At 68.9% G+C, this 20,230-nt stretch carries 19 protein-coding genes; 10 read left to right on the forward strand and 9 right to left on the reverse strand.

What is annotated here, in order from left to right; all coding sequences use genetic code 11:
• Positions 1 to 147 precede the first annotated feature (147 nt).
• Positions 148 to 669, forward strand: coding sequence for a hypothetical protein (locus FZ983_RS26540; protein ID WP_149227038.1), 522 nt, complete (start codon positions 148 to 150; stop codon positions 667 to 669).
• Positions 670 to 730: 61 nt separating this feature from the next.
• Here the strand turns inward: FZ983_RS26540 and lysA are convergent, their stop codons facing one another.
• From lysA to argH, 3 genes are read right to left on the reverse strand one after another with little or no spacing between them, the layout of a single operon-like run.
• The gene (gene lysA, locus FZ983_RS26545; protein ID WP_149227219.1) at positions 731 to 1,990 is read right to left on the reverse strand and encodes a diaminopimelate decarboxylase; all 1,260 of its coding nucleotides are present in this window, start codon (positions 1,988 to 1,990) and stop codon (positions 731 to 733) included.
• Positions 1,991 to 2,040: 50 nt separating this feature from the next.
• A complete protein-coding gene (locus FZ983_RS26550; protein WP_149227040.1) occupies positions 2,041 to 2,235 on the reverse strand; it encodes a hypothetical protein in 195 nt (64 codons plus the stop codon).
• The gene (gene argH, locus FZ983_RS26555) at positions 2,232 to 3,680 is read right to left on the reverse strand and encodes an argininosuccinate lyase (RefSeq protein WP_188092525.1); all 1,449 of its coding nucleotides are present in this window, start codon (positions 3,678 to 3,680) and stop codon (positions 2,232 to 2,234) included. The genes FZ983_RS26550 and argH overlap by 4 nt, the downstream gene beginning before the upstream one ends.
• 89 nt (positions 3,681 to 3,769) lie before the next feature.
• On the opposite strand from argH, the gene FZ983_RS26560 reads away from it, so the two are divergent.
• Both FZ983_RS26560 and FZ983_RS26565 read left to right on the forward strand, forming a co-directional pair.
• Entirely contained in the window at positions 3,770 to 4,402 is a 633-nt protein-coding gene (locus tag FZ983_RS26560; protein WP_247883992.1) for a TlpA disulfide reductase family protein, read from the forward strand.
• 60 nt (positions 4,403 to 4,462) lie between these two features.
• Positions 4,463 to 5,221, forward strand: coding sequence for a cyclic nucleotide-binding domain-containing protein (locus FZ983_RS26565; protein WP_149227042.1), 759 nt, complete (start codon positions 4,463 to 4,465; stop codon positions 5,219 to 5,221).
• Between the two features lie 141 nt (positions 5,222 to 5,362).
• On the opposite strand, the gene FZ983_RS26570 is transcribed toward FZ983_RS26565, so the two are convergent.
• The 5 genes from FZ983_RS26570 to hyi all read right to left on the reverse strand — a co-directional run bounded on the left by FZ983_RS26570 (position 5,363) and on the right by hyi (position 10,366).
• Positions 5,363 to 5,977, reverse strand: a complete 615-nt coding sequence (locus FZ983_RS26570; protein ID WP_149227044.1) for a TetR family transcriptional regulator — start codon at positions 5,975 to 5,977, stop codon at positions 5,363 to 5,365.
• A gap of 11 nt (positions 5,978 to 5,988) precedes the next feature.
• Entirely contained in the window at positions 5,989 to 6,999 is a 1,011-nt protein-coding gene (locus FZ983_RS26575; RefSeq protein ID WP_149227046.1) for an aldo/keto reductase, read from the reverse strand.
• Positions 7,000 to 7,087: 88 nt separating this feature from the next.
• On the reverse strand, positions 7,088 to 8,350 hold the full coding sequence (locus FZ983_RS26580) for a glycerate kinase (protein WP_149227048.1): 1,263 nt from the start codon (positions 8,348 to 8,350) through the stop codon (positions 7,088 to 7,090).
• A gap of 300 nt (positions 8,351 to 8,650) precedes the next feature.
• Complete coding sequence (gene glxR / locus FZ983_RS26585) at positions 8,651 to 9,535, reverse strand: 2-hydroxy-3-oxopropionate reductase (RefSeq protein WP_149227050.1); 885 nt, start codon at positions 9,533 to 9,535, stop codon at positions 8,651 to 8,653.
• A 36-nt stretch (positions 9,536 to 9,571) separates the two neighbouring features.
• Positions 9,572 to 10,366 (reverse strand): hydroxypyruvate isomerase, encoded by a 795-nt coding sequence (gene hyi, locus FZ983_RS26590; protein ID WP_149227052.1) that lies wholly within the window; start codon positions 10,364 to 10,366, stop codon positions 9,572 to 9,574.
• A 294-nt stretch (positions 10,367 to 10,660) separates the two neighbouring features.
• Between hyi and FZ983_RS26595 the strand changes: the two genes are divergently transcribed.
• The 7 genes from FZ983_RS26595 to FZ983_RS26625 all read left to right on the forward strand — a co-directional run bounded on the left by FZ983_RS26595 (position 10,661) and on the right by FZ983_RS26625 (position 19,086).
• Complete coding sequence (locus FZ983_RS26595; protein WP_149227226.1) at positions 10,661 to 12,706, forward strand: NADPH-dependent 2,4-dienoyl-CoA reductase; 2,046 nt, start codon at positions 10,661 to 10,663, stop codon at positions 12,704 to 12,706.
• Positions 12,707 to 12,855: 149 nt separating this feature from the next.
• Positions 12,856 to 13,662, forward strand: coding sequence for a GntR family transcriptional regulator (locus tag FZ983_RS26600; protein WP_149227054.1), 807 nt, complete (start codon positions 12,856 to 12,858; stop codon positions 13,660 to 13,662).
• Positions 13,662 to 14,747, forward strand: a complete 1,086-nt coding sequence (locus tag FZ983_RS26605) for a Gfo/Idh/MocA family oxidoreductase (protein WP_149227056.1) — start codon at positions 13,662 to 13,664, stop codon at positions 14,745 to 14,747. The genes FZ983_RS26600 and FZ983_RS26605 overlap by 1 nt, the downstream gene beginning before the upstream one ends.
• Positions 14,748 to 15,014: 267 nt before the next feature.
• Positions 15,015 to 15,656, forward strand: a complete 642-nt coding sequence (locus tag FZ983_RS26610; RefSeq protein WP_149227058.1) for a TerC family protein — start codon at positions 15,015 to 15,017, stop codon at positions 15,654 to 15,656.
• A 547-nt stretch (positions 15,657 to 16,203) separates the two neighbouring features.
• Positions 16,204 to 17,208, forward strand: coding sequence for a TRAP transporter substrate-binding protein (locus FZ983_RS26615; RefSeq protein ID WP_149227060.1), 1,005 nt, complete (start codon positions 16,204 to 16,206; stop codon positions 17,206 to 17,208).
• A 64-nt stretch (positions 17,209 to 17,272) separates the two neighbouring features.
• Complete coding sequence (locus FZ983_RS26620; protein WP_149227063.1) at positions 17,273 to 17,812, forward strand: TRAP transporter small permease; 540 nt, start codon at positions 17,273 to 17,275, stop codon at positions 17,810 to 17,812.
• Positions 17,803 to 19,086, forward strand: coding sequence for a TRAP transporter large permease (locus FZ983_RS26625; RefSeq protein WP_149227065.1), 1,284 nt, complete (start codon positions 17,803 to 17,805; stop codon positions 19,084 to 19,086). The genes FZ983_RS26620 and FZ983_RS26625 overlap by 10 nt, the downstream gene beginning before the upstream one ends.
• Before the next feature lie 96 nt (positions 19,087 to 19,182).
• On the opposite strand, the gene FZ983_RS26630 is transcribed toward FZ983_RS26625, so the two are convergent.
• On the reverse strand, positions 19,183 to 20,184 hold the full coding sequence (locus FZ983_RS26630) for an MDR family oxidoreductase (protein ID WP_149227067.1): 1,002 nt from the start codon (positions 20,182 to 20,184) through the stop codon (positions 19,183 to 19,185).
• Between the last annotated feature and the right edge of the window lie 46 nt (positions 20,185 to 20,230).

Below are 20,230 nucleotides of genomic sequence, written 5' to 3' on the forward strand. Positions count from 1 at the left end.
CGCCACAGGTTGCGGCCTCTGCGCACTTTCCAGGCGCTAGACGGAATGATCCGGGCCGGCGGTACCGGATCGGGCGGGGCCATGGAAAGGCGCATGCCGCCTCCCCAAATGACCGTTAGGCCCCTTCAAGACCACAGGTTTGCCCGCATGACGTGCCCATCCAGTTCCATCCGCCGCCTTGCCGTGCCGGCCCTGGCGGTCCTGCTGCTCTCGGCCGCCCCGCTGCAGGCGCAGACGGCGTCGCCGGAGGATCCCGCCGGCCGCTGCAGCCCGACCGTCTCGGCCGCGCTCAGCACCTGGGACGCCGGTCTGGCGACGGCGGAGCGGTTCGGGGACAAGGCGGTGGCGCTGGCGCGCGAGAAGGGGCGGGAGTATCTGCTGCCGCTCCTGGGCATCGACCCGAAGACGGCGCCGCCCGATGCGAAGAACGGCGGGACGACCGACGATGTCGGGCGCGCGCTGGAGGAAAGCCGCGACGATCCCAAGCGGCGCGCCGAACTCTGTGCCGCCATCACCCGCGCCGCCGACGAGGCCAAATCCTCCGCCGGGGCCGGGCTGGACGCGCTGAAGCGTGCGCTCGACGGCTGGCAACTGTCGCCGGGCCCGGTCAATCCGCCAGTCAATCCGCCGGCCGAGCCGTCCAAGACGGACGGGCTGATCCGCACCTGAGGGGATGGGAAGAGGCCGGAGCCTCTTCCCATCATGAACGAGCCCTTACAGCCAGGACTCCTTACAGCCAGTCGGGCACGCGCTCGGCTGCCAGCATCTCCTCCACCGTCGGGCGGGGGCGGATGACGGAGAAGCGGTCGCCGTTGACCAGAACCTCCGGCACCAGCGGCCGGGTGTTGTAGGTCGAGGCCATCACCGCGCCATAGGCGCCGGCCGACAGGAAGGCGACGAGGTCGTCGTCGGCCAGCGGCGGCAGCGGGCGTTGCACGGCGAAGGTGTCGCCGCTCTCGCACACCGGGCCGACCACGTCGTAGGGCTCCGCCGCGACGCCGTCGGCCGGCTCGGCCACCGGGACGATGCCGTGATAGGCGTCGTAGAGCGACGGGCGGATCAGGTCGTTCATCGCCGCGTCGACGATGGCGAAGCGGCGGTGCAGCCCCTGCTTCACATAGATGACGCGGCTGACCAGGATGCCGGCATTGCCGACCAGCGAGCGGCCGGGCTCCAGCGTGATCCGGCAGCCGAGATTGCCGGTGATGGAGCGCACCATCGCGGCATAATCGGCCAGATCGGGCGGCGCCTCGTTCTTGTAGGTGATGCCGAGCCCGCCGCCGAGGTCCAGGCGCTGGATGTCGTGGCCGTCCTCGCGCAGCTGGTGCAGCAGGGCTGCCACCCGCTCGTAAGCCGCCCGGAACGGGGCGAGGTCGGTCAGCTGCGAGCCGATATGGACGGCGATGGCGACCGGCTTGATGCCCGGCAGGGCCGCCGCGCGCTGATAAATCTCGCGCGCATGGTCGTAGTCGATGCCGAACTTGTTCTCTTTCTTGCCGGTGGCGATCTTCGCGTGGGTCTTGGCGTCGACATCCGGGTTGACGCGGAAGGCGATGGGGGCCTCCACGCCCATGGACGAAGCAACCTCGCTTAGCGCCTCCAACTCCGGCACCGACTCCACGTTGATCTGGTGGATGCCGGCCTCGAGCGCGGCGCGCAGATCGTCGCGGGTCTTGCCGACGCCGGAGAAGACGATGCGCTCGGCCGGAATGCCGCCGGCCAGCGCGCGCTTCATCTCGCCCACCGACACCACGTCGCCGCCGGCGCCGAGCCTGGACAGGGTGCGGATGACGGCGAGGTTGGAGTTCGCCTTCAGCGCGTAGCAGACGCCGGCATCCTGGCCGGCGAAGGCGCCGGCATAGGCGTTGTAGTGCGATTCCAGCGCCGCGGTGGAATAGAGGTAGAAGGGGGTGCCCACCTCGCGCGCCACATCCTCCAGCGACACGGATTCGGCGTGCAGCACGCCGTTGCGGTAGGCGAAGACGCTCATGGGCGAGCCGTTCGGCGAACTGTAGGCGGGGGCACCGGTGCGGGCGGCGTTCATGGGAACTGGACTCCGGAACCGGCCGGCTTACCGGGCTTCGGGTCCAGCGAGGGGTTGGGATAGGTGCGCGGGAAGGGATCGACCTGACCTTCCGGACGCGGGCTGTCGACGATGCTGGGCTTCTTGCCGCAGCCCGCCAGCGCCAGCACGCCGGCCAGGGCGAGAACGGTCAGAGTGACGTGACGGTTCACAGGAAACGCTCCCGGGCGGCCTTCACCGCCTCCTGCACGCGGACCGGGGCCGGGCCGCCGAAGCTGGTGCGGCTGTTCAGCGACGCCTCGATGCTCAGCGCCGGATAGACCGCTTCGGTGATGCGCGGCTCGATGGCCTGCAACTCCGCCAGCGTCAGGTCGGTCAGGCCGACGCGCCGGTCCTCCGCCGCCTTCACGGCGCGGCCCGTGACGTGGTGCGCCTCGCGGAAGGGCATGTCCAGCTCCCGCACCAGCCAGTCGGCGAGGTCGGTGGCGTTCAGGAAGCCGCGGTCGGCCGCCTCGCGCATCGCCGGAACGTTCGGCTGCATGTCGCGCACCATGCCTTCCATGGCGGCGATGCACAGCGCCAGCGTATCGTCGGCCTCGAACACCGGTTCCTTGTCTTCCTGCATGTCCTTGGAATAGGCCAGCGGCAGGCCCTTCATGGCGATCAGCAGGCTGTTCAGGCTGCCGATCACCCGGCCGGCCTTGGCGCGCACCAACTCCGCCGCGTCCGGGTTCTTCTTCTGCGGCATGATGGACGAGCCGGTGGTGAAGGCGTCCGACAGCTTGATGAAGCGGAACTGGGCGGAGCACCAGATCACGATCTCTTCGGCGAAGCGCGACAGGTGCATGGCGCAGATCGACGCCGCCGACAGGTATTCCAGCGCGAAGTCGCGGTCGGACACCGCGTCCAGCGAATTGGCGGTCGGCCGGTTGAAGCCCAGCGCCTCCGCCGTCATGAAGCGGTCGATGGGGTAGGGGGTGCCGGCCAGCGCCGCCGAGCCCAGCGGGCATTCGTTCAGCCGGCAGCGGGCGTCGCGGAAGCGGCTGCGGTCGCGCCCGAACATCTCGACATAGGCCAGCAGGTGATGGGCGAAGCTGATGGGCTGCGCCGCCTGCAAATGGGTGAAGCCGGGCATCACCGTGCCGGTGTGCTGCTCCGCCAGGTCGATCAGGGCGGTCTGCAGCGCGGTCAGGCCGACGATGGTCCGGTCGATGGCGTCGCGCACCCACAGCTTGAAGTCGGTCGCCACCTGATCGTTGCGCGAACGGCCGGTGTGCAGGCGCTTGGCCGGTTCGCCGATCAGTTCGGCCAGCCGGGCCTCCACATTCATGTGGATGTCCTCCAGCTCCACCTTGAAGGTGAAGCTGCCGGCGTCAATCTCTGCCTTTACGCGGTCGAGGCCGGCGATGATGGCGTCGGCGTCGGCCTGGGATATGATGCCCTGCTTGGCCAGCATCGCGGCATGGGCCTTCGACCCGGCGATGTCCTGGTCGGCGAGCCGCTTGTCGAAGCCGATGGAGGCGTTGATCTTCTCCATGATGGCGGCGGGACCGCGCGCGAATCGCCCGCCCCACATCTGGCTGGCGGCGGGTGCGGCAGAGCCGGTGGGGACGCCGGTGGTTGCGGCGGAATTCTGCGGGGTCTGATCGGCGCTCATGGGGACGGATACCGGGGCATTCGGGTGAAGGGGAGCGAGGAAGCGTGAGTATGCGGACTTTGGCGGCTGTCGCAACGGTTTGTGTGTGCATGGCCGGGGCCGGCCTGTGGTGGAGCGCCGGTGCGGCGCCCACGCCACCGGAGGTGCTGCGGCTGGGCGCGCCGGACGCCCCGTCAGACGCCACGCCCGTCGCCTCATCCGGTGTCGACAAGCTGGAGAAGTTCAAGGGGGCCGAGCCCAAGCCGATGCCGCCGCTGTCCTTCATCGACGCGGAGGGGAGGCGGGTCGATCTCGCCGACTTCAAGGACCGGGTGATCCTGCTGAACCTGTGGGCGACGTGGTGCGGGCCTTGCGTGAAGGAGATGCCCTCGCTCGACCGGCTGCAAGCCCAACTGGGCGGCGACGCCTTCCAGGTGGTGGCACTGTCGCTCGACCGCGGCGGGCGGGCGGCGGTGGAGCCCTTCTACAAGAAGACGGGGGTGCAGAACCTGACGGTGTTCCTCGACCCGGCGTCGGATTCGATGAAGGCGCTGTCCCTGCGCGGCCTGCCCACCACCATCCTGGTCGATCCGGAAGGCCGCGAGCTTGGCCGCGTCGAGGGGGCGGTGGAATGGGATGCTCCGGAAGTCGTCACCTTCCTGCGCCAACATCTGGGCTATGGAGGGGGCCGCGGCGGCGGGCCGGCGCGCGACCGCAGCGGGGTCATGAAGACCGGCGGCTGACGGCCATGGCGCCATGGGGTAGAGTGCCGCCATAACCTTTCGCCTCTCCCGAGCCTCTCCATGACGCAATCCGCAGCAACCGGTCCCAAGCGCTTCACCATCGGTGCCGGTATCGTGATGATGCGGCAGGGCGAACGCGCCGACCGGGCGTGGCTGATCGAATCCGGCGAGCTGGAAGTGCTGCTGACCACGCCGGACGGCGGCACCCGGCGGCTGGGGGTGGTCGGCAAGGGCGCCGTGGTCGGCGAGATGGCGCTGATCGACGATGGGGAGCGCAGCGCCACCGTGCGCTCGCTGACCGAGGTCGTTTGCGTCGAAGTGACGCGGGACGCCTTCCGCGGCCTGCTGAAGCGCAGCCCGCCGCTGGCGTCATACTTGCTGCAGAGCCTGATCGCCGCCATCCGCCGCGACTATGGCCTGCCGCCGACCGAGCGGTTCGGCAACGCGGTCGATTTCCGCTCCACCAACTCGTTCCAGAAGGTGGTCGACCGGCGGATGATCCGCGAGGGGCATGTCTTCTTCGGCCCCAACGAGCCGGTGAACGCCGCCTACCTGATCCAGTCCGGCCGCGTGGCGCTCCGCCCCGGCCGCGGCACGCTGGGCGAGGACATCACGACCTTCGGGCCGGGCAGCCTGTTCGGCGAGATCTATCTGCTGACCGGCCGTCTGCCCGACGTCACCGCGGTGGCGGTCGCCGGCGGCATCTGCGAGGTGATCGACAAGCGCAGCTTCGAGGACGCGGTGATGGCGATGCCGCCGATCCTGAAGTCGCTGACGCGCATTTACATCGCGCAGCTGACGAAGGCGAAGGCGGGGTGAGGGTGGCGCTAACCTCTCCCCGAAGCGGTAACCCTCTCCCCCCTGGGGAGAGGGCTGGGTGAGGGGGACGCGCAGCGAGGGTCATCAAGCAGCGCGCACTGCTGCTCGTCCACCAAATCCACCTTGTGCATCCCCCTCACCCTAACCCTCTCCCCGGGGGGGAGAGGGGATATCCCTAACCTCCAGCCCGCGCATGACCAGCGCCCACACCGCCTCGAACGCCGCGGTGCTGTCGGGGGAAGCCCATTCGGCGGCGTGGGCGGGGTTGTGGAAGCGGGCGGTCGCGTCGAGCAGGGCGCGGGCGACCGTGGCGGCGTCGCCGGGAGCGAAGCTGCCGTCGGCCATGCCGTCGGCGACGATGCGGGCGATCTGGCCGCAGAGATGCGCCACATGCTCCGCCACCACCTCGCGGGCTTCGGCGGCGAGCGTCATGTAGGTGGCGAACAGTTCCGGATCGTCGCCGGCCTTGCGGTGCTTGGACTGGATCAGCGCGTCGAACCAGCGGCGCAGGCGGGCGGGTGCCGGGCCGCTTTCCTCGGCGATGGCGGCCAGCGGGTCGGAGACGCGGGCGAGCCAGCGCTCCGTCACCGTGTCGCGGAGCGCGGCCTTGCTGGGGAAATGGCGGTAGACGCTGCCGTGACTGACGCCCAGCGCGCGGGCGACGTCCACCACCGTGGCCTTGGCGGGACCGTAGCGGCGCAGCACCTCCTCCGCCGCCTCCAGGATGCGGTCCGGGGTCAGCGCCGCCTCAGCCATTGGACTGTGCCTCAGCGCCGCTCGCTGTCGAGCATCGCCATCTGTTGCGGGGCGTAGCGGTCGCCGGCGGCCGCACCGGGCGGGACCGCCCGTTCGATCGCGGCGAGGTCATCGGGGGTGAGGTCAAATTCCAGGGCTCCCAGCGCTTCGGTCAGCCGGTCGCGCCGCCGCGCGCCGACCAGCGGCACAATATCCGAACCGCGCGACAGCACCCAAGCAATCGCGATCTGTGCGACGCTGACGCCCTTCGCCGTGGCGACCCGGCGCAGTTCCTCGACCAAGGCGAGGTTGTGGTCGAGATTCTCCCCCTGGAAGCGCGGGCTGTGGGCGCGGAAGTCGCCGGTGGCGCCGGCGCTGTCCCCGACTCTGTCCTTGCTCCAATGGCCGCTGATCAGGCCGCGCGACAGCACGCCATAGGCGGTGATGCCTATGCCGAGTTCGCGGCAGGCCGGCAGGATGGCGTCCTCGATGCCGCGGGAAATCAGCGCATATTCGATCTGCAGGTCGCAGATCGGGTGGACGGCGGCGGCGCGGCGGATGGTGTCGGCTCCCATCTCCGACAGGCCGATGTGGCGGACATGGCCGGCCTTCACCATGTCGGCGACGGCGCCGATGGTGTCCTCGATGGGCACGTTCGGGTCGAGGCGGGACGGGCGGTAGATGTCGATGTGGTCCAGCCCAAGCCGGGTCAGCGTGTGGGCCAGGAAATTCTTCACCGCCGCCGGCCGGGCGTCGTAGCCGAGCCAGCTGCCGTCCGGCGCGCGCAGGGCGCCGAACTTCACGCTGACCTGGAAGCGGTCGCGCGGCATGCCGCGCACCGCCTCGCCGATCAGCATCTCGTTGTGGCCCATGCCGTAGAAGTCGCCGGTGTCGAGCAGCGTCACCCCGGCGTCGAGCGCCGCATGGATGGTGGCGATCCCCTCCGCCCGGTCGGCCGGGCCGTACATGTCGGACATGCCCATGCAGCCGAGGCCGAGGGCGGAAACGGTGGGGCCGGATGTGCCGAGTGCGCGCGTGTCCATGTGTCCCTCCATCGATGCGTGATGGAGAGGTTATCCGCTATCGACTGACAGATGTCAATATCTGTCAGTCGATATTCGTTGTCAGGCCTCAGCTGCGGTCGACCACGATCACCCGGAAGTCGTTGACGTTGGTGCGGGTCGGGCCGGTGACGACCAGATCGCCCAGCGCCTTGAAGAAGCTGTAGCCGTCGTTGTCGGCGAGGAAGGCCTTGGCATCGAGGCCCATCGCCTCGGCCCGTTTCAGCGTGTCGGGGCGCAGGATGGCGCCGGCATTGTCCTCCGTCCCGTCGATGCCGTCGGTGTCGAAGGCGGCGGCCCAGATGCCGGGATGGCCGTCCAGCGCCACGGCCAGCGCCAGCAGGAATTCGACATTGCGGCCGCCGCGCCCCTGGCCGCGCACCGTCACCGTGGTCTCGCCGCCGGACAGGATCACCGCCGGGACCGGGGCCGGTTGGCCATGGCGGGCGGCCTGCCGGGCGATGCCGGCATGGACCTTGGCAACCTCGCGCGCTTCGCCTTCGATGGCGTCGCCCAGGATGACGGGAGTGTAGCCACGGTCGCGGGCGAGTGCCGCCGCGGCCTCCAGCGCGTCCTGCGGGGTGGCGATGATGGTGGTCTCGGCGCCGGACAGCCGCGGGTCGCCGGGCTTGGGCGTTTCGTCCGCCGCCGCTTCGAGGAAGGCGGCCACGGCCGGCGGCGGGGTGATGTCGTATTTTGCCAGGATGGCGCGGGCGTCGGCGAAGCTGGTCGGGTCGGGCACGGTCGGACCGCTGGCGATCACCGACGGATCGTCTCCCGGCACGTCGGAGACCAGCAGCGAGACGACGCGCGCCGGGTGGGCCATGGCCGCCAGCCGGCCGCCCTTCACCGCCGACAGATGCTTGCGCACGCAGTTCATCTCGCCGATGTCGGCGCCGCTCTTCAGCAGGGCTTTGGCGACGGCGCGCTTGTCGTCCAGCGTGATGCCGGGCGCCGGCAGGGCCAGCAGGGCGGAGCCGCCGCCGGAGATCAGGCAGAGCACGAGGTCGTCGGCGGTCAGCCCCTGCACCATCTCGACGATGCGCTGCGCCGCCTCCTGCCCGGCGGCATCGGGCACCGGATGGCTGGCCTGCACCACCTCGATCCGCTCGGTCGGCAGGTCATGGTCGTAGCGGGTGACGACGAGGCCGGTGAGCGGCCCCGGCCAATGGTCTTCCACCGTCTTCGCCATGGCCGCCGCCGCCTTGCCGGCGCCGATGACGACCGTGCGGCCCTTCGGCGGCTGCGGCAGGGCCGCCGGCAGCCGGGTCTCGGCAGTCACCGCGGTCAGCGCCGCCTGGAACAGGTCGTGGAGCAGGGCGTCTGTGGTCATGGCGGTGCTCATGGTCGCGTGGGGAGCGGGGCGGATAGGATGCACGGGAATGAAGGGTTGGGGAATGGTGCGGGTGGGGTGGGGGTGTTGGAGCGTTGCGGCGTTACACCCCCACCTATCCTCCCCCGCTGGGCGGGGGAGGGACTGCCGCCGTTTTCCCGTATCAGCGCTTGTCCCCTCCCCCGCCCAGCTCTCGCACAAAGCTATGCTTTGTGCTGACGCGGCAGGCGGACCGTAGGTCCGCTGAGAGCGGGGGAGGGTTAGGGTGGGGGCAGCGTTAGCCGACGACTCTCCACCCGCTCACTTCGCCCCCACCTCATGCCCCGCCAGCAGTTCCAACGCGCGCAGCATGCCGGAGTGATCCCAGGCCGAGCCGCCCTGCGCGGCGCAAGCGTTGAACAGCTGCTGGCAGCTCGCCGTGTGCGGCAGCGACAGGTTCAGCGCCTTGGCGCCGCTCAGCGCGAGGTTGAGGTCCTTCTGGTGCAACTCGATGCGGAAGCCGGGGGTGAAGTTGCGGTTGATCATCCGCTCGCCATGGACCTCCAGGATGCGCGAGGAGGCGAAGCCGCCCATCAGCGCCTGACGGACCTTGGCGGGATCGGCGCCGGCCTTGGAGGCGAACAGCAGGGCCTCGGCCACCGCCTCGATGGTCAGGGCGACGATGATCTGGTTGGCGACCTTGGTGGTCTGGCCGTCGCCGTTGCCGCCGACCAGCGTGACGTTCTTGCCCATCTTGTCGAACAGCGGCTTGACCGTGTCGAAGGCCTCCTGCGGGCCGCCGACCATGATGGTCAGCGACGCGGCCTTGGCCCCGACCTCGCCGCCCGACACCGGGGCGTCGAGGTAGGAGCAGCCGAGGTCGTTGATGCGCTTGGCGTATTCCTTGGTCTCGATGGGGGAGATCGAGGACATGTCGACCACGATCTTGCCCGCCGACAGGCCGGCGGCGACGCCGTTTTCGCCGAACAGGGCGGCGCCGACATGGGGCGTGTCCGGCACCATGATGATGATGACCTCGGCCGCCGCCGCGACCTCCTGGCCGCTCGGGCAGGGGATGGCGCCCTTGTCGGTCAGCTCGGCCGGCACCGGCTTGATGTCGTGAACATAGAGCGTGTGACCGGCGTCCAGCAGATGCCCCGCCATCGGGGTGCCCATGATGCCGAGACCGATGAATCCGACCTTCATGACTGTGGTCCTTTCTCGCGTGATGTTGGGGACGCCTCAGGCGTGCGCCGGTTCGGTCTTGTAGGGGGCGAACCAGCCGAGCCCCTCGTCCGTCGTCGTCTTCGGCTTGTATTCGCAGCCGACCCAGCCGCGGTAGCCGATGGCGTCCAGATGCTTGAACAGGAAGGGATAATTGATCTCGCCGGTGCCGGGCTCGAAGCGGCCGGGGTTGTCGGCCAGCTGGACATGGGCGATGCGGGCGAGGTTGGCCTCGATCGTGCGGGCCAGATCGCCTTCCATGATCTGCATGTGGTAGATGTCGTACTGCACGTACAGATTGCCGGAGCCGACCTTAGCGATCAGGTCCAGCGCCTGTTTGGTGCGGTTCAGGTAGAAGCCGGGGATGTCGCGGGTGTTGATCGGCTCGATCAGCAGCTTGATCCCGGCCCCGGCCAGCGCGTCGGCGGCATAGGCGAGGTTTCCGGTCAGCGTGCTTTCCGCCGCGGCGGCGTCGCCCCCCTGCGGCAGGATGCCGACGAGGCAGTTGACCTGTTTGCAGCCCAGCGTGCCGGCATAGTCGATGGCGCGGGCGACGCCGTCGCGGAACTCCTGGACGCGGTCGGGCATGATGGCGATGCCGCGCTCGCCGCCGCCCCAGTTGCCGGCGGGCAGGTTGTGCAGGACCTGGGTCAGGCCATGCTGGCGCAGCTTCTCGGCCAGCGCGTCGGCGGGGAAGTCGTAGGGGAACAGATACTCCACGCCACGAAAGCCGGCATCGGCCGCCGCGGCGAATCGGTCGAGGAAGGGATGCTCGTTGTAGAGCATCGTCAGGTTGGCGGCGAACTGCACCATGGCCGAACTCCCGGTTGCGCGAATTGGCCGCCGCGGATGGAGGGGCGGCCCTTGGGTCGGGAGCTTGACCGCCGCGCCGGGCCTTGAGCCAGTTCGTCGGACGGCTTTTTCATCCAGCGGAAAGCGTGGCGGGCGAACAATGCGGAAGAGGGCGCGTGGGTCGTTGCGGAACCATGTTGACGCTTACGTCAACTCGAACTAGGCTCCGCAGCACGGATCATCCGTATCCCCAGCGCCACCAGAAGCGCCGTCTTCAAAAGCCGGAGGAACCACCCAGTGAGCCAGCCCGTGACCATGCCCGGCTCCCAGCCCTACCCGCATCTGCTGGCCCCGCTCGACCTCGGCTTCACGGTACTGAAGAACCGGGTGCTGATGGGGTCGATGCACACCGGGCTGGAGGACCGCCGCCGCCACTTCCCACGGCTGGCCACCTATTTCGCCGAGCGGGCGCGTGGCGGGGTCGGGCTGATGGTGACCGGTGGATTCTCGCCGAATGTGGAGGGCTGGCTGTCGCCCTTCGGCTCCACCCTGGCGCGGCATGGCGCGGCGCGGGCGCACCGGGTCATCACCGACGCGGTCCATGCCGAAGGCGGCAAGATCGCGCTGCAGATCCTGCATGCCGGCCGCTATGCCTACAGCCCGCTGTCGGTGGCGCCGTCGCGCATCAAGTCGCCGATCACCCCCTTCACCCCGCGCGCCCTAACCGCGCGGGGGGTGGAGCGCCAGATCCGCGCCTATGTCCGCTGCGCCGAGCTGGCGCGCGAGGCCGGCTATGACGGGGTGGAGGTGATGGGGTCGGAAGGCTACCTGATCAACCAGTTCCTGGTGACCCACACCAACCAGCGCACCGACAAATGGGGCGGCTCGTACGAGAACCGCATGCGCTTCCCGGTGGAGATCGTGTCACGCATGCGCGAGGCGGTCGGGCGCGACTTCATCATCATCTATCGCCTCTCCATGCTGGACCTGATCCCCGACGGCAGCACATGGGAGGAGGTGGTGCAGCTTGCCCAGGCCATCGAGACGGCCGGGGCCACCATCATCAACACCGGCATCGGCTGGCACGAGGCGCGGGTGCCGACCATCGCCACCAGCGTGCCGCGCGCCAACTTCGCCTGGGTGACGGGGAAGCTGAAAGAGGCGGTGTCGATCCCGCTCTGCACCACCAACCGCATCAACACGCCCGAGGTCGGCGACGCGGTGATCGGCGAAGGGCTGGCCGACATGGTGTCGATGGCGCGGCCCTTCCTGGCCGACCCGGACTTCGTCGCCAAGGCGGCGGCGGGCAGGCCGGAGGCGATCAACACCTGCATCGCCTGCAACCAAGCCTGCCTGGATCATATCTTTTCCGGCAAGACGGCCAGCTGTCTGGTCAACCCGCGCGCCTGCCACGAGACGGAACTGGTGATCGCCCCCGCCCGGCAGCGCAAGCGTGTCGCCGTGGTCGGCGCCGGCCCGGCCGGGCTGGCCTGCGCCACCACCGCGGCGGAGCGCGGGCACGAGGTGCATCTGTTCGACGGAGCCGAGGAGATCGGCGGCCAGTTCAACATGGCCAAGCTGATCCCCGGCAAGGAGGAGTTCCACGAGACGGTGCGCTATTTCCGCAACCGGCTGGCGGAAACGGGGGTGGCGCTGCATCTGGGCCGGCGGGTGAGCGCCGGCGACCTGACTGGCGCCGGGTTCGATGCGGTGGTTCTGGCGACCGGGGTGGTGCCGCGCGACCCGAAGATCCCCGGCCAGGACCATCCGAAGGTGCTGACCTATGTCGACGTGCTGCGCGGCGCGAAGCCGGTGGGCCGCCGCGTCGCCGTGGTGGGGGCCGGCGGAATCGGCTTCGACCTTGCCGAATTCCTGGCGCATGAGGGGCCGTCGCCCAGCCTGGAGCCGGCGCTGTGGCGTGCCGAATGGGGTGTTGCCGACCCGGCCGAAGCGCGCGGCGGCGTCGCGGGCATCCGTCCGCACCTGACGCCCCCGGCGCGGGAGATCGTCCTGCTCCAGCGCAAGGCGAGCAAACCCGGCGCCGGGCTGGGCAAGACCACCGGATGGATCCACCGCGCCCAGCTGAAGATGAAGAACATCCAGGCGCTGTCCGGGGTGAATTACGAACGCATCGACGACGAGGGGCTGACCGTCAGTTTCGGCGAGAAGCGCGAGCGGGTGCAGACGCTGGCCGTCGACAGCATCGTGCTGTGCACGGGTCAGGAGCCGCTGCGCGAGTTGCAGGCCCCGTTGGAGGCTGCCGGCCTTGCCGTCCACCTGATCGGCGGCGCCGACGTCGCGGCGGAACTGGACGCCAAGCGCGCCATCGCCCAGGGAACCAAGCTGGCGGCTGAACTATAAGGGCGCGCCGCCCTTCCCTCCACAGCCATGACGGGAGTGCGGGCGCCTTTGTCACACCCGTACGCGACGGGGGATGAGCGAAATTGCTTGCCGCCCTAGCTGATATATTAGTATTCTGGTGACAGTCGCTCCTGAGGAGGCTGGACGCCATGCCATCTGGCAATCCGCCGGCCAAAACCGGTTCCACCGCTGCCACCCGTCCGGCCAAGCCGGGCAAGACCGCCCCACTGCAGATCCGCCCGCCGGCCCGGCGCGACGTGCGGCGCGGCCCGACGGCCGCCGACGCCATCCACCGCGACCTGCGGGCGGAGATCGTGTCGCTGCGGCGCAAGCCGGGCGACCCGATCGTCGAGAAGCAGATCGCCGAAGCCTATGGCGTCAGCCGCACGCCGGTGCGCGAGGCGGTGCTGAGGCTGGCGGACGAGGGGCTGATCGAGATTTTCCCGCAATCCGGCACCTTCGTCGCCCGCATCCCGCTGGAGGCGCTGCCGGAAGCCGGCGTGATCCGCAAGGTGCTGGAGCGCGCCACCGTACGCTTCGCCGCGGAGCGTGCCAGCCGCAGCCAGATCGCCGCCCTGCGCGCCTGCCTGGAGCAGCAGCGCGAGGTCGATGCGGCCGGCGATGCCAACGGCTTCCATCAGGCCGACGAGACCTTCCACGCCCTGATCACCGAAATGGCGGGCTATCCCGGATTCTGGACGATCATCCAGCAGGCCAAGGTCCAGCTCGACCGCTGCCGGCGGCTGACCCTGCCGGTTCCCGGCCGCATGCGCACGGTGATCGCCGAACATGAGGCCATCGTCGAGGGCATTGCCGCCCACGACCCGGACCGGGCCGAACGGAGCCTGATCCTGCACCTGGACAACCTGCAGATCACGGTGGACGACGTGCGCAACGCCGCGCCGCTCTATTTCTCCGGCAGCCTGACCGACGCAGTCATGGAAGGAACGCCCTGATGGCCGCCCCGATCACCCCTTCGGTTGCACCCGGCCGCCGCCGCATCGGCGTGATCGGCCTCGGCATGGCCTCGGCGCCCCATGCGCAGAGCCTGATCGACCTTCAGGACCGGGTGGAGGTGGCGGGCTGCTTCAGCCCGTCGGCCGAGCGACGCGCGGCCTTCGCCGCCCGCCACGGCCTGCCGACGGTCGACCGGATGGAGGCCTTGCTTGAGGATCCGACGCTGTCGGCCGTCCTGCTGCTGACCCCGCCCGACAGCCATGCCGAACTGGTCGCCCGCTGTGCCGCCGCCGGCAAGCATGTGCTGCTGGAAAAGCCGCTGGACGCCACGCCGGAGGGCGCGCGCGCCGTGGTCTCGGCGATGGAGGCGGCCGGGCTGACGCTGGGCGTCGTCCTGCAGCACCGGTTCCGCGCCTCGGTGGAGCGGCTGGCCGGGCTGATGCGCGACGGCACGCTGGGCCGGCCGCTGTCGGCGGCTGTGTCGGTGCGCTGGTGGCGCGACGCCGCCTATTACGACCAGCCCGGCCGAGGGATGAAGTCGCGGGACGGCGGCGGGGTGCTGCTGACCCAGGCGATCCACACGCTGGACGCCTTCGTCGGGCTGCTCGGCCTGCCGGAGCGTGTCGCCGGCTTCGCCGCCACCAGCGTGCTTCGCAGCCCGGCCACGGGCATGGGTAAAAGCATGGATACGGAAGACGTGGTCGCCGCCGCCCTCCGCTATGGCAACGGGATGCTGGCGACCATCGACGCCACCACAGCCGCCTATCCCGGCTATCCGGAGCGGATCGAGATCGCCGGAACCGGCGGGTCCGCCGTGCTGTCCGGCGACCGGCTGGAGGTGCAGCTGGTCGGCGGCGAGCGCATCTCCGCCGGTGAGGACGGTGCCACGCTGGGCGGCGGCGCCGACCCGATGGCTTTCTCGCACCAGCATCACCGGGCCGTGCTGTCCGACTTCCTCGACGCGCTCGACGAAGGGCGCCGGCCGCGGGTGGACGGGCGGGAGGCGCTGAAGGTGCACCGCCTGATCGAGGCCATCCTGCAAGCCGCCGACGGCGGCACAACCGTGGAGGTGGCCGAACCCTGACCCCGCAACCCGAACTCCTTCCGCCGGTCCGCGCGGTGTGCGGCCTTGCGGAAACCACCGCTTTGGCGTAAAGCGCCAGCACCAGGCCGGGCCCCTCTGGCAACCTCACCGGTTGCGATGTCGGACTGGGAACACCAAGGAGCGGCCCGCGCCCCGTGCCCCCGACCGACGCCGTCCGTCGATGCTTCGGCATGACCCGGCCGGTCCGAACAGCCCTCGCGCGCTCGCTCCGACCGACTTTTTCGTGATGCGAGGACACCCGCTCAAATGATGGAGCTATTCACAACTGAGGCGCTTCTCGCGCTGCTTCAGGTCATCATGATCGACCTGGTGCTGGCCGGCGACAACGCCATCGTCATTGGTCTCGCCGCCGCCGGACTGCCGCGGGAACAGCGCGGCAAGGCCATCCTGATCGGCATCCTGGCCGCCACCGTGCTGCGCATCGCCTTCGCGGCGGTCACCACCCAGCTTCTCCAGATCATCGGGCTTCTGCTGGCCGGCGGCGTGCTGCTGCTGTGGGTCTGCTGGAAAATGTGGCGCGAGCTGCGCCAGTCCCATGAGGAGGACGAGGCGGTCGAGGTGCTGGAAGACGACGGCGGAGCCGAGACGGCCGGCCCGCGCAAGACCCTGGGCCAAGCGGTCTGGCAGATCGTCATCGCCGACGTGTCGATGTCGCTGGACAACGTTCTGGCCGTGGCCGGCGCCGCGCGCGAGCATCTGGGGGTGCTGGTTATCGGCCTGACCCTGTCGATCGCCCTGATGGGCCTTGCCGCCAGTGTCATCGCCCGCATTCTGCAGAAGCACCGCTGGCTGGCCTATGTCGGCCTCGCCGTCATCCTGTATGTCGCCCTGCACATGATATACCGCGGCGCTCTGGAAGTGTGGCCGCTGGTCAACGGTCACGGCTGACCGGCCGGAGAGGATCGGCCTTGATATGATTGGCCGCCGCGTTTGAGCGAATTGGGGGGAAGGGCTGCGGCGAGAGCTGGGGCCGAATGTCGCACCCAACCCCCTGCGGCGATCCGTGTACTGGCTGAAACCCAGGTCCGCAGCCACTTTGTCTCTCTCCCCGCCAATCTGATTCAGTTTAAAGTCCGAACGGTAGTTTCCGGCTTGAACTTTCAGACTTGCACGCAGAGTGATATACTAATATCCTAAGTGACGTGAACAGGGCGCCGCCGGGGGGCGGCACCGTTGCCGAGCGGAGCGGAATGAGGATGGGGGCAAGGGCAGGGCCTGTGTCGGCCATGCGCAATTTCCGGCCGCGCGTCGTGCGGTCGCAGCGCTGCGAAAGCCGGTCTCGGCAAAGGGATCTCATCCACGCTTCGCCTGTCACCGGCCCACGGTTCATCCAGTCACACACGGGCGGCCCACCGGCCACCAGGCAATCTGGAAACACCAGAACAAGAGAGGCCGGCCCGCTCGGGCTCCGGCCCCGCACTCAGGAGGAGAACCTATGAAGTTTGCTCTGACTTCGGTCCGCACCGCGCTGCTGGCCGCCTGTGCCGTCTGCAGCATGATGGCCGCGCCGATGCTGTCGGCTCCGGCCGCCGCCCGCGACTTCCGGTCGGCCGACATCCACCCGACCGACTACCCGACCGTCGAGGCCGCGCGCTATGTCGGCAAGCTGCTGGCGGAACGCACCAACGGCCGTCTCGGCATCAAGGTGTTCCCGAACGGCGCCCTCGGCAACGAAAAGGACACCATCGAGCAGCTGAAGATCGGCGCGCTCGAGATGATGCGCATCAACGTGGCGCCGCTGAACAACGTGGTGCCGGAGACGATGGTCACCGCGCTGCCCTTCATCTTCCGCGACACCGGCCACATGCGCCGCGTCCTGGACGGTGCGATCGGCGACGAAATCCTGGCGGCGATGGAAAGCCAGGGCATGGTCGGCCTCGCCTTCTACGACAGCGGCTCGCGCAGCATGTATTCGGCCGCCAAGCCCTACAAGACGCTGGCCGACATGAAGGGCGCCAAGATCCGCGTCCAGCAGTCCGACCTGTTCGTCGCCATGATCCAGGCGCTGGGCGCCAACGCCACGCCGATGCCCTTCGGCGAGGTCTACACCGCGCTGAAGACCGGCATCGTCGATGCGGCCGAGAACAACTACCCGTCCTACGAGTCCTCGCGCCACTTCGAGGCCGCCAAGTACTTCACGCTGACCGAACACGCGATGGCGCCGGAAGTGCTGGTCTTCTCCAAGGTCGCCTGGGACCGCCTGTCCAAGGACGACCAGGCTCTGGTCCGTCAGGCCGCCAAGGAGTCGGTGCCCTACATGCGCAAGCTGTGGGAAGAGCGCGAGCAGAAGTCGAAGGACGTCGTGACCAAGGCCGGCGCCCAGATCGTCGAGGTCGCCAACAAGCAGGAATTCATCGATGCGATGAAGCCCGTCTACGACAAGTTCGCCAACACGCCGAAGCTCCAGAGCCTCGTGCAGCGCGTCCAGGAAACCAAGTAAGCAAGGGGTGAGGCGCGGCGCCGTCCCCGGCGGGACGGTGCCGCCACCCAAGGGGAGCCGCAGCATGGATATCGAGCTGCAAGCAATGGATGTCAGCCCGCCGCATTCCGCCGGCTGGCTGACCCGGATGAACGCGGCGCTGGCCAAGGCCGGCATGTATGTCGCCATCATCGGTCTGATGGCGATCGTCGCGGTCGTCTTTTATCAGGTGTTCGGCCGCTACGTGCTGAACAACTCGCCGACCTGGGCGGAAAGCCTGGCCATCGTGCTGGTGCTGTACGTCACCCTGATCGGTGCCGCCGTCGGGGTCCGCGACGCCGGTCACATCGGGCTCGAATCCCTGCTGGTGATGCTGTCTGACAGTGCGCGGCGCAAGATGGACATCTTCATCTACGCGCTGGTCGGAATTTTCGGCGGCTGCATGGCCTACAACGGCTGGGTTCTCGGCAGTTCGGTCATGTCCTACACGATCCCCAACCTTCACATCTCCGAAGCCGTACGCTACGTGCCGCTGGTCCTGTCGGGTGTGCTGATCGTCCTGTTCTCCATCGAGCATATCGTCGCCATCCTGCGCGGCGAGGAGGTAAAGCCGTCATGGAACTGATGATCCTCAGCATCACCTTCTTCGGCTTCCTCATCCTCGGCATTCCGGTCGCCTTCGCCATCGGCCTGTCGGCGCTCTGCACCATCCTCTATGAAGGCCTGCCGGTCGCGGTGGTCTTCCAGCAGATGATGTCGGGGATGAACGTCTTCTCGTTCCTGGCCATTCCCTTCTTCGTCTTCTCGGGCGAGCTGATGCTGCACGGCGGCGTCGCCGACAAGATCGTCGGCGCGGCGAAGAGCATGGTCGGCCACATCCGCGGCGGGCTGGGCATGTCCAACGTGGTGGCCTGCACCCTGTTCGGCGGCGTCGCCGGCTCCCCCGTCGCCGACGTGTCGGCCATGGGCGCCGTGATGATCCCGATGATGAAGCGGGAGGGCTACCACGCCGACTACGCGGTCAACGTCACCACCCACGCCGCGCTTGTCGGCGCGCTGATGCCGACCAGCCACAACATGATCATCTACGCGCTGGCCGCCGGCGGAAAGGCGTCCATCGGATCGCTGATCGCCGCGGGCCTGATGCCGGCGCTGCTGCTGATGGTCTGCAACCTGGGCGCCGCCTATTACGTCGCGGTCCGCCGCGGCTACCCGAAGGGGACCTTCCCCGGCTGGGACATCCTGCTGCACACCTTCGCCGCCGCCCTGCCGGGCATGCTGATTGTCGTCATCATCCTGGCCGGCATCACCAGCGGCGTGTTCACCGCGACCGAATCCGCTTCCGTGGCCGTGATCTACGCGCTGCTGCTGACGACGCTGGTCTACCGCACGCTGAGCCTGGAGAAGTTCCTGGCCGCCGCCGCCAAGACGGTGAAGACCACCGGCGTGGTGCTGCTGCTGATCGGCGTGTCGACGATGTTCCAGTACCTCATGGGGCTCTACGAGGTGGCGGACATGACCGGCGAACTGCTGGCCGGCATCTCGACCAACCCGATCGTCATCTTCCTGCTGATCAACATCATCCTGTTCCTGCTGGGCACCTTCATGGACATGGCCAGCACGATCCTGATCTGCACGCCGATCTTCCTGCCGATCGCCATGGCCTACGGCATGGACCCGGTGCAGTTCGGCATCGTGATGCTGATCAACTGCGCGCTCGGCCTGAACACCCCGCCGGTCGGCACCACCCAGTTCATCGGCTGCGCCATCGGCGGCGTGTCGGTGGGCGAGGTGATGCGCTCCATCACGCCCTTCTATGGGGCGCTGTTCGTGGCGCTGCTCCTGGTCACCTATGTTCCGGGCTTCTCGCTGTGGCTGCCCCGTCTGCTGATGAACTGAACCGGGAGGGGCCAAAGCTCTCCTGAACAAAAACTCCCCTGAAAAGCTTCTCTCCTGGACTGGGCCATCGGGCACTCCCCGATGGCCCATTTTTTGTCAGGCCGTCAGATCCAGAACCACCCGGCCGCGGATTTGGCCGGCCAGGATGCGTTCGCCCAGCGCCGGCAGGTCGGCGAAGGGATGGACCTCGTACATCGAGGACAGGTGGCCGGGATCGAGATCGCGGGCCAGCCTTGCCCAGGCCGACGCGCGGCGGTCCGCCGGGGCCATCACCGAATCGATGCCGATCAGCGTCACGCTGCGCAGGATGTGCGGAAGCACCGTGCCGGGCAGGTCGGACGAGCCGGCCAGCCCGCAGGCGGCGATGGCGCCGCCCCACACCGTCTGCGCCAGGGCGTTGACCAGGGTCGGGCCGCCCACCGAATCGACGCCGCCGGCCCAGCGCTCCTTCTGCAGGGGCGCTCCCTTTTCCAGCAGGGTGGCGCGGTCGATGAAGCCGCCGGCGCCAAGGCCGCGCAGATACTCGTGCGTTTCCGGCCGCCCGGTGGAGGCGGTGACGGCATAGCCGCGCCTGGCCAGCAGGGCGACCGCCACCGATCCGACGCCGCCGGCGGCACCGGTGACCAGCACCTCCCGGCCGCCGGGCCGGATCGCGCCCCAGCGTTCCAGCGCGTCGACGCACAGCGCCGCGGTGTAGCCGGCGGTGCCGATCCCCATCGCCTGTTCCGGCGTGAAGGCGTCGGGCAGCCGGGTCAGCCACTCCGGCTTCACCCGCTGATAGCGGCTGTAGCCGCCCCATTGCGTCTCCGACAGGCCCCAGCCGTTGACCACCACCCGGTCGCCGGCCTTCCAGTCGGGAGAGCGCGACTCGACCACCGTGCCGGCGAGGTCGATCCCCGCGACCATCGGCAGCTTGCGGGCGATCTTCGCCTTTCCGGTGACGGCGAGCCCGTCCTTGTAGTTGACCGTGGAATGGGAGACCTCGACCAGCACCTCGTGGTCCGGCAGATCGGACGGCGAAAGCGTGGTGAAGGAGCCCTTGGGCTTGCCGTTGTCGTCGGCGATGACGAAGGCGGTGAAGGAATCGGGAAGGGACATCGGGCGCACTCCGTTGCGCTGCAGGTCTGCCCGGAACGATGCGCCG

The sequence above is a fragment of the Azospirillum sp. B21 genome (genome assembly GCF_008364825.1).
Taxonomy (GTDB): Bacteria; Pseudomonadota; Alphaproteobacteria; order Azospirillales; family Azospirillaceae; genus Azospirillum.

What these genes read in the sequence shown, in the direction of transcription:
- FZ983_RS26540 (WP_149227038.1), top strand. Translation starts at nt 148, where the DNA reads ATGACGTGCCCATCCAGTTCCATCCGCCGCCTTGCCGTGCCGGCCCTG.
- lysA (WP_149227219.1), bottom strand. Translation starts at nt 1,990, where the DNA reads ATGAGCGTCTTCGCCTACCGCAACGGCGTGCTGCACGCCGAATCCGTG.
- argH (WP_188092525.1), bottom strand. Translation starts at nt 3,680, where the DNA reads ATGAGCGCCGATCAGACCCCGCAGAATTCCGCCGCAACCACCGGCGTC.
- FZ983_RS26560 (WP_247883992.1), top strand. Translation starts at nt 3,770, where the DNA reads ATGGCCGGGGCCGGCCTGTGGTGGAGCGCCGGTGCGGCGCCCACGCCA.
- FZ983_RS26565 (WP_149227042.1), top strand. Translation starts at nt 4,463, where the DNA reads ATGACGCAATCCGCAGCAACCGGTCCCAAGCGCTTCACCATCGGTGCC.
- FZ983_RS26570 (WP_149227044.1), bottom strand. Translation starts at nt 5,977, where the DNA reads ATGGCTGAGGCGGCGCTGACCCCGGACCGCATCCTGGAGGCGGCGGAG.
- FZ983_RS26575 (WP_149227046.1), bottom strand. Translation starts at nt 6,999, where the DNA reads ATGGACACGCGCGCACTCGGCACATCCGGCCCCACCGTTTCCGCCCTC.
- FZ983_RS26580 (WP_149227048.1), bottom strand. Translation starts at nt 8,350, where the DNA reads ATGACCACAGACGCCCTGCTCCACGACCTGTTCCAGGCGGCGCTGACC.
- glxR (WP_149227050.1), bottom strand. Translation starts at nt 9,535, where the DNA reads ATGAAGGTCGGATTCATCGGTCTCGGCATCATGGGCACCCCGATGGCG.
- hyi (WP_149227052.1), bottom strand. Translation starts at nt 10,366, where the DNA reads ATGGTGCAGTTCGCCGCCAACCTGACGATGCTCTACAACGAGCATCCC.
- FZ983_RS26595 (WP_149227226.1), top strand. Translation starts at nt 10,661, where the DNA reads ATGCCCGGCTCCCAGCCCTACCCGCATCTGCTGGCCCCGCTCGACCTC.
- FZ983_RS26600 (WP_149227054.1), top strand. Translation starts at nt 12,856, where the DNA reads ATGCCATCTGGCAATCCGCCGGCCAAAACCGGTTCCACCGCTGCCACC.
- FZ983_RS26605 (WP_149227056.1), top strand. Translation starts at nt 13,662, where the DNA reads ATGGCCGCCCCGATCACCCCTTCGGTTGCACCCGGCCGCCGCCGCATC.
- FZ983_RS26610 (WP_149227058.1), top strand. Translation starts at nt 15,015, where the DNA reads ATGATGGAGCTATTCACAACTGAGGCGCTTCTCGCGCTGCTTCAGGTC.
- FZ983_RS26615 (WP_149227060.1), top strand. Translation starts at nt 16,204, where the DNA reads ATGAAGTTTGCTCTGACTTCGGTCCGCACCGCGCTGCTGGCCGCCTGT.
- FZ983_RS26620 (WP_149227063.1), top strand. Translation starts at nt 17,273, where the DNA reads ATGGATATCGAGCTGCAAGCAATGGATGTCAGCCCGCCGCATTCCGCC.
- FZ983_RS26625 (WP_149227065.1), top strand. Translation starts at nt 17,803, where the DNA reads ATGGAACTGATGATCCTCAGCATCACCTTCTTCGGCTTCCTCATCCTC.
- FZ983_RS26630 (WP_149227067.1), bottom strand. Translation starts at nt 20,184, where the DNA reads ATGTCCCTTCCCGATTCCTTCACCGCCTTCGTCATCGCCGACGACAAC.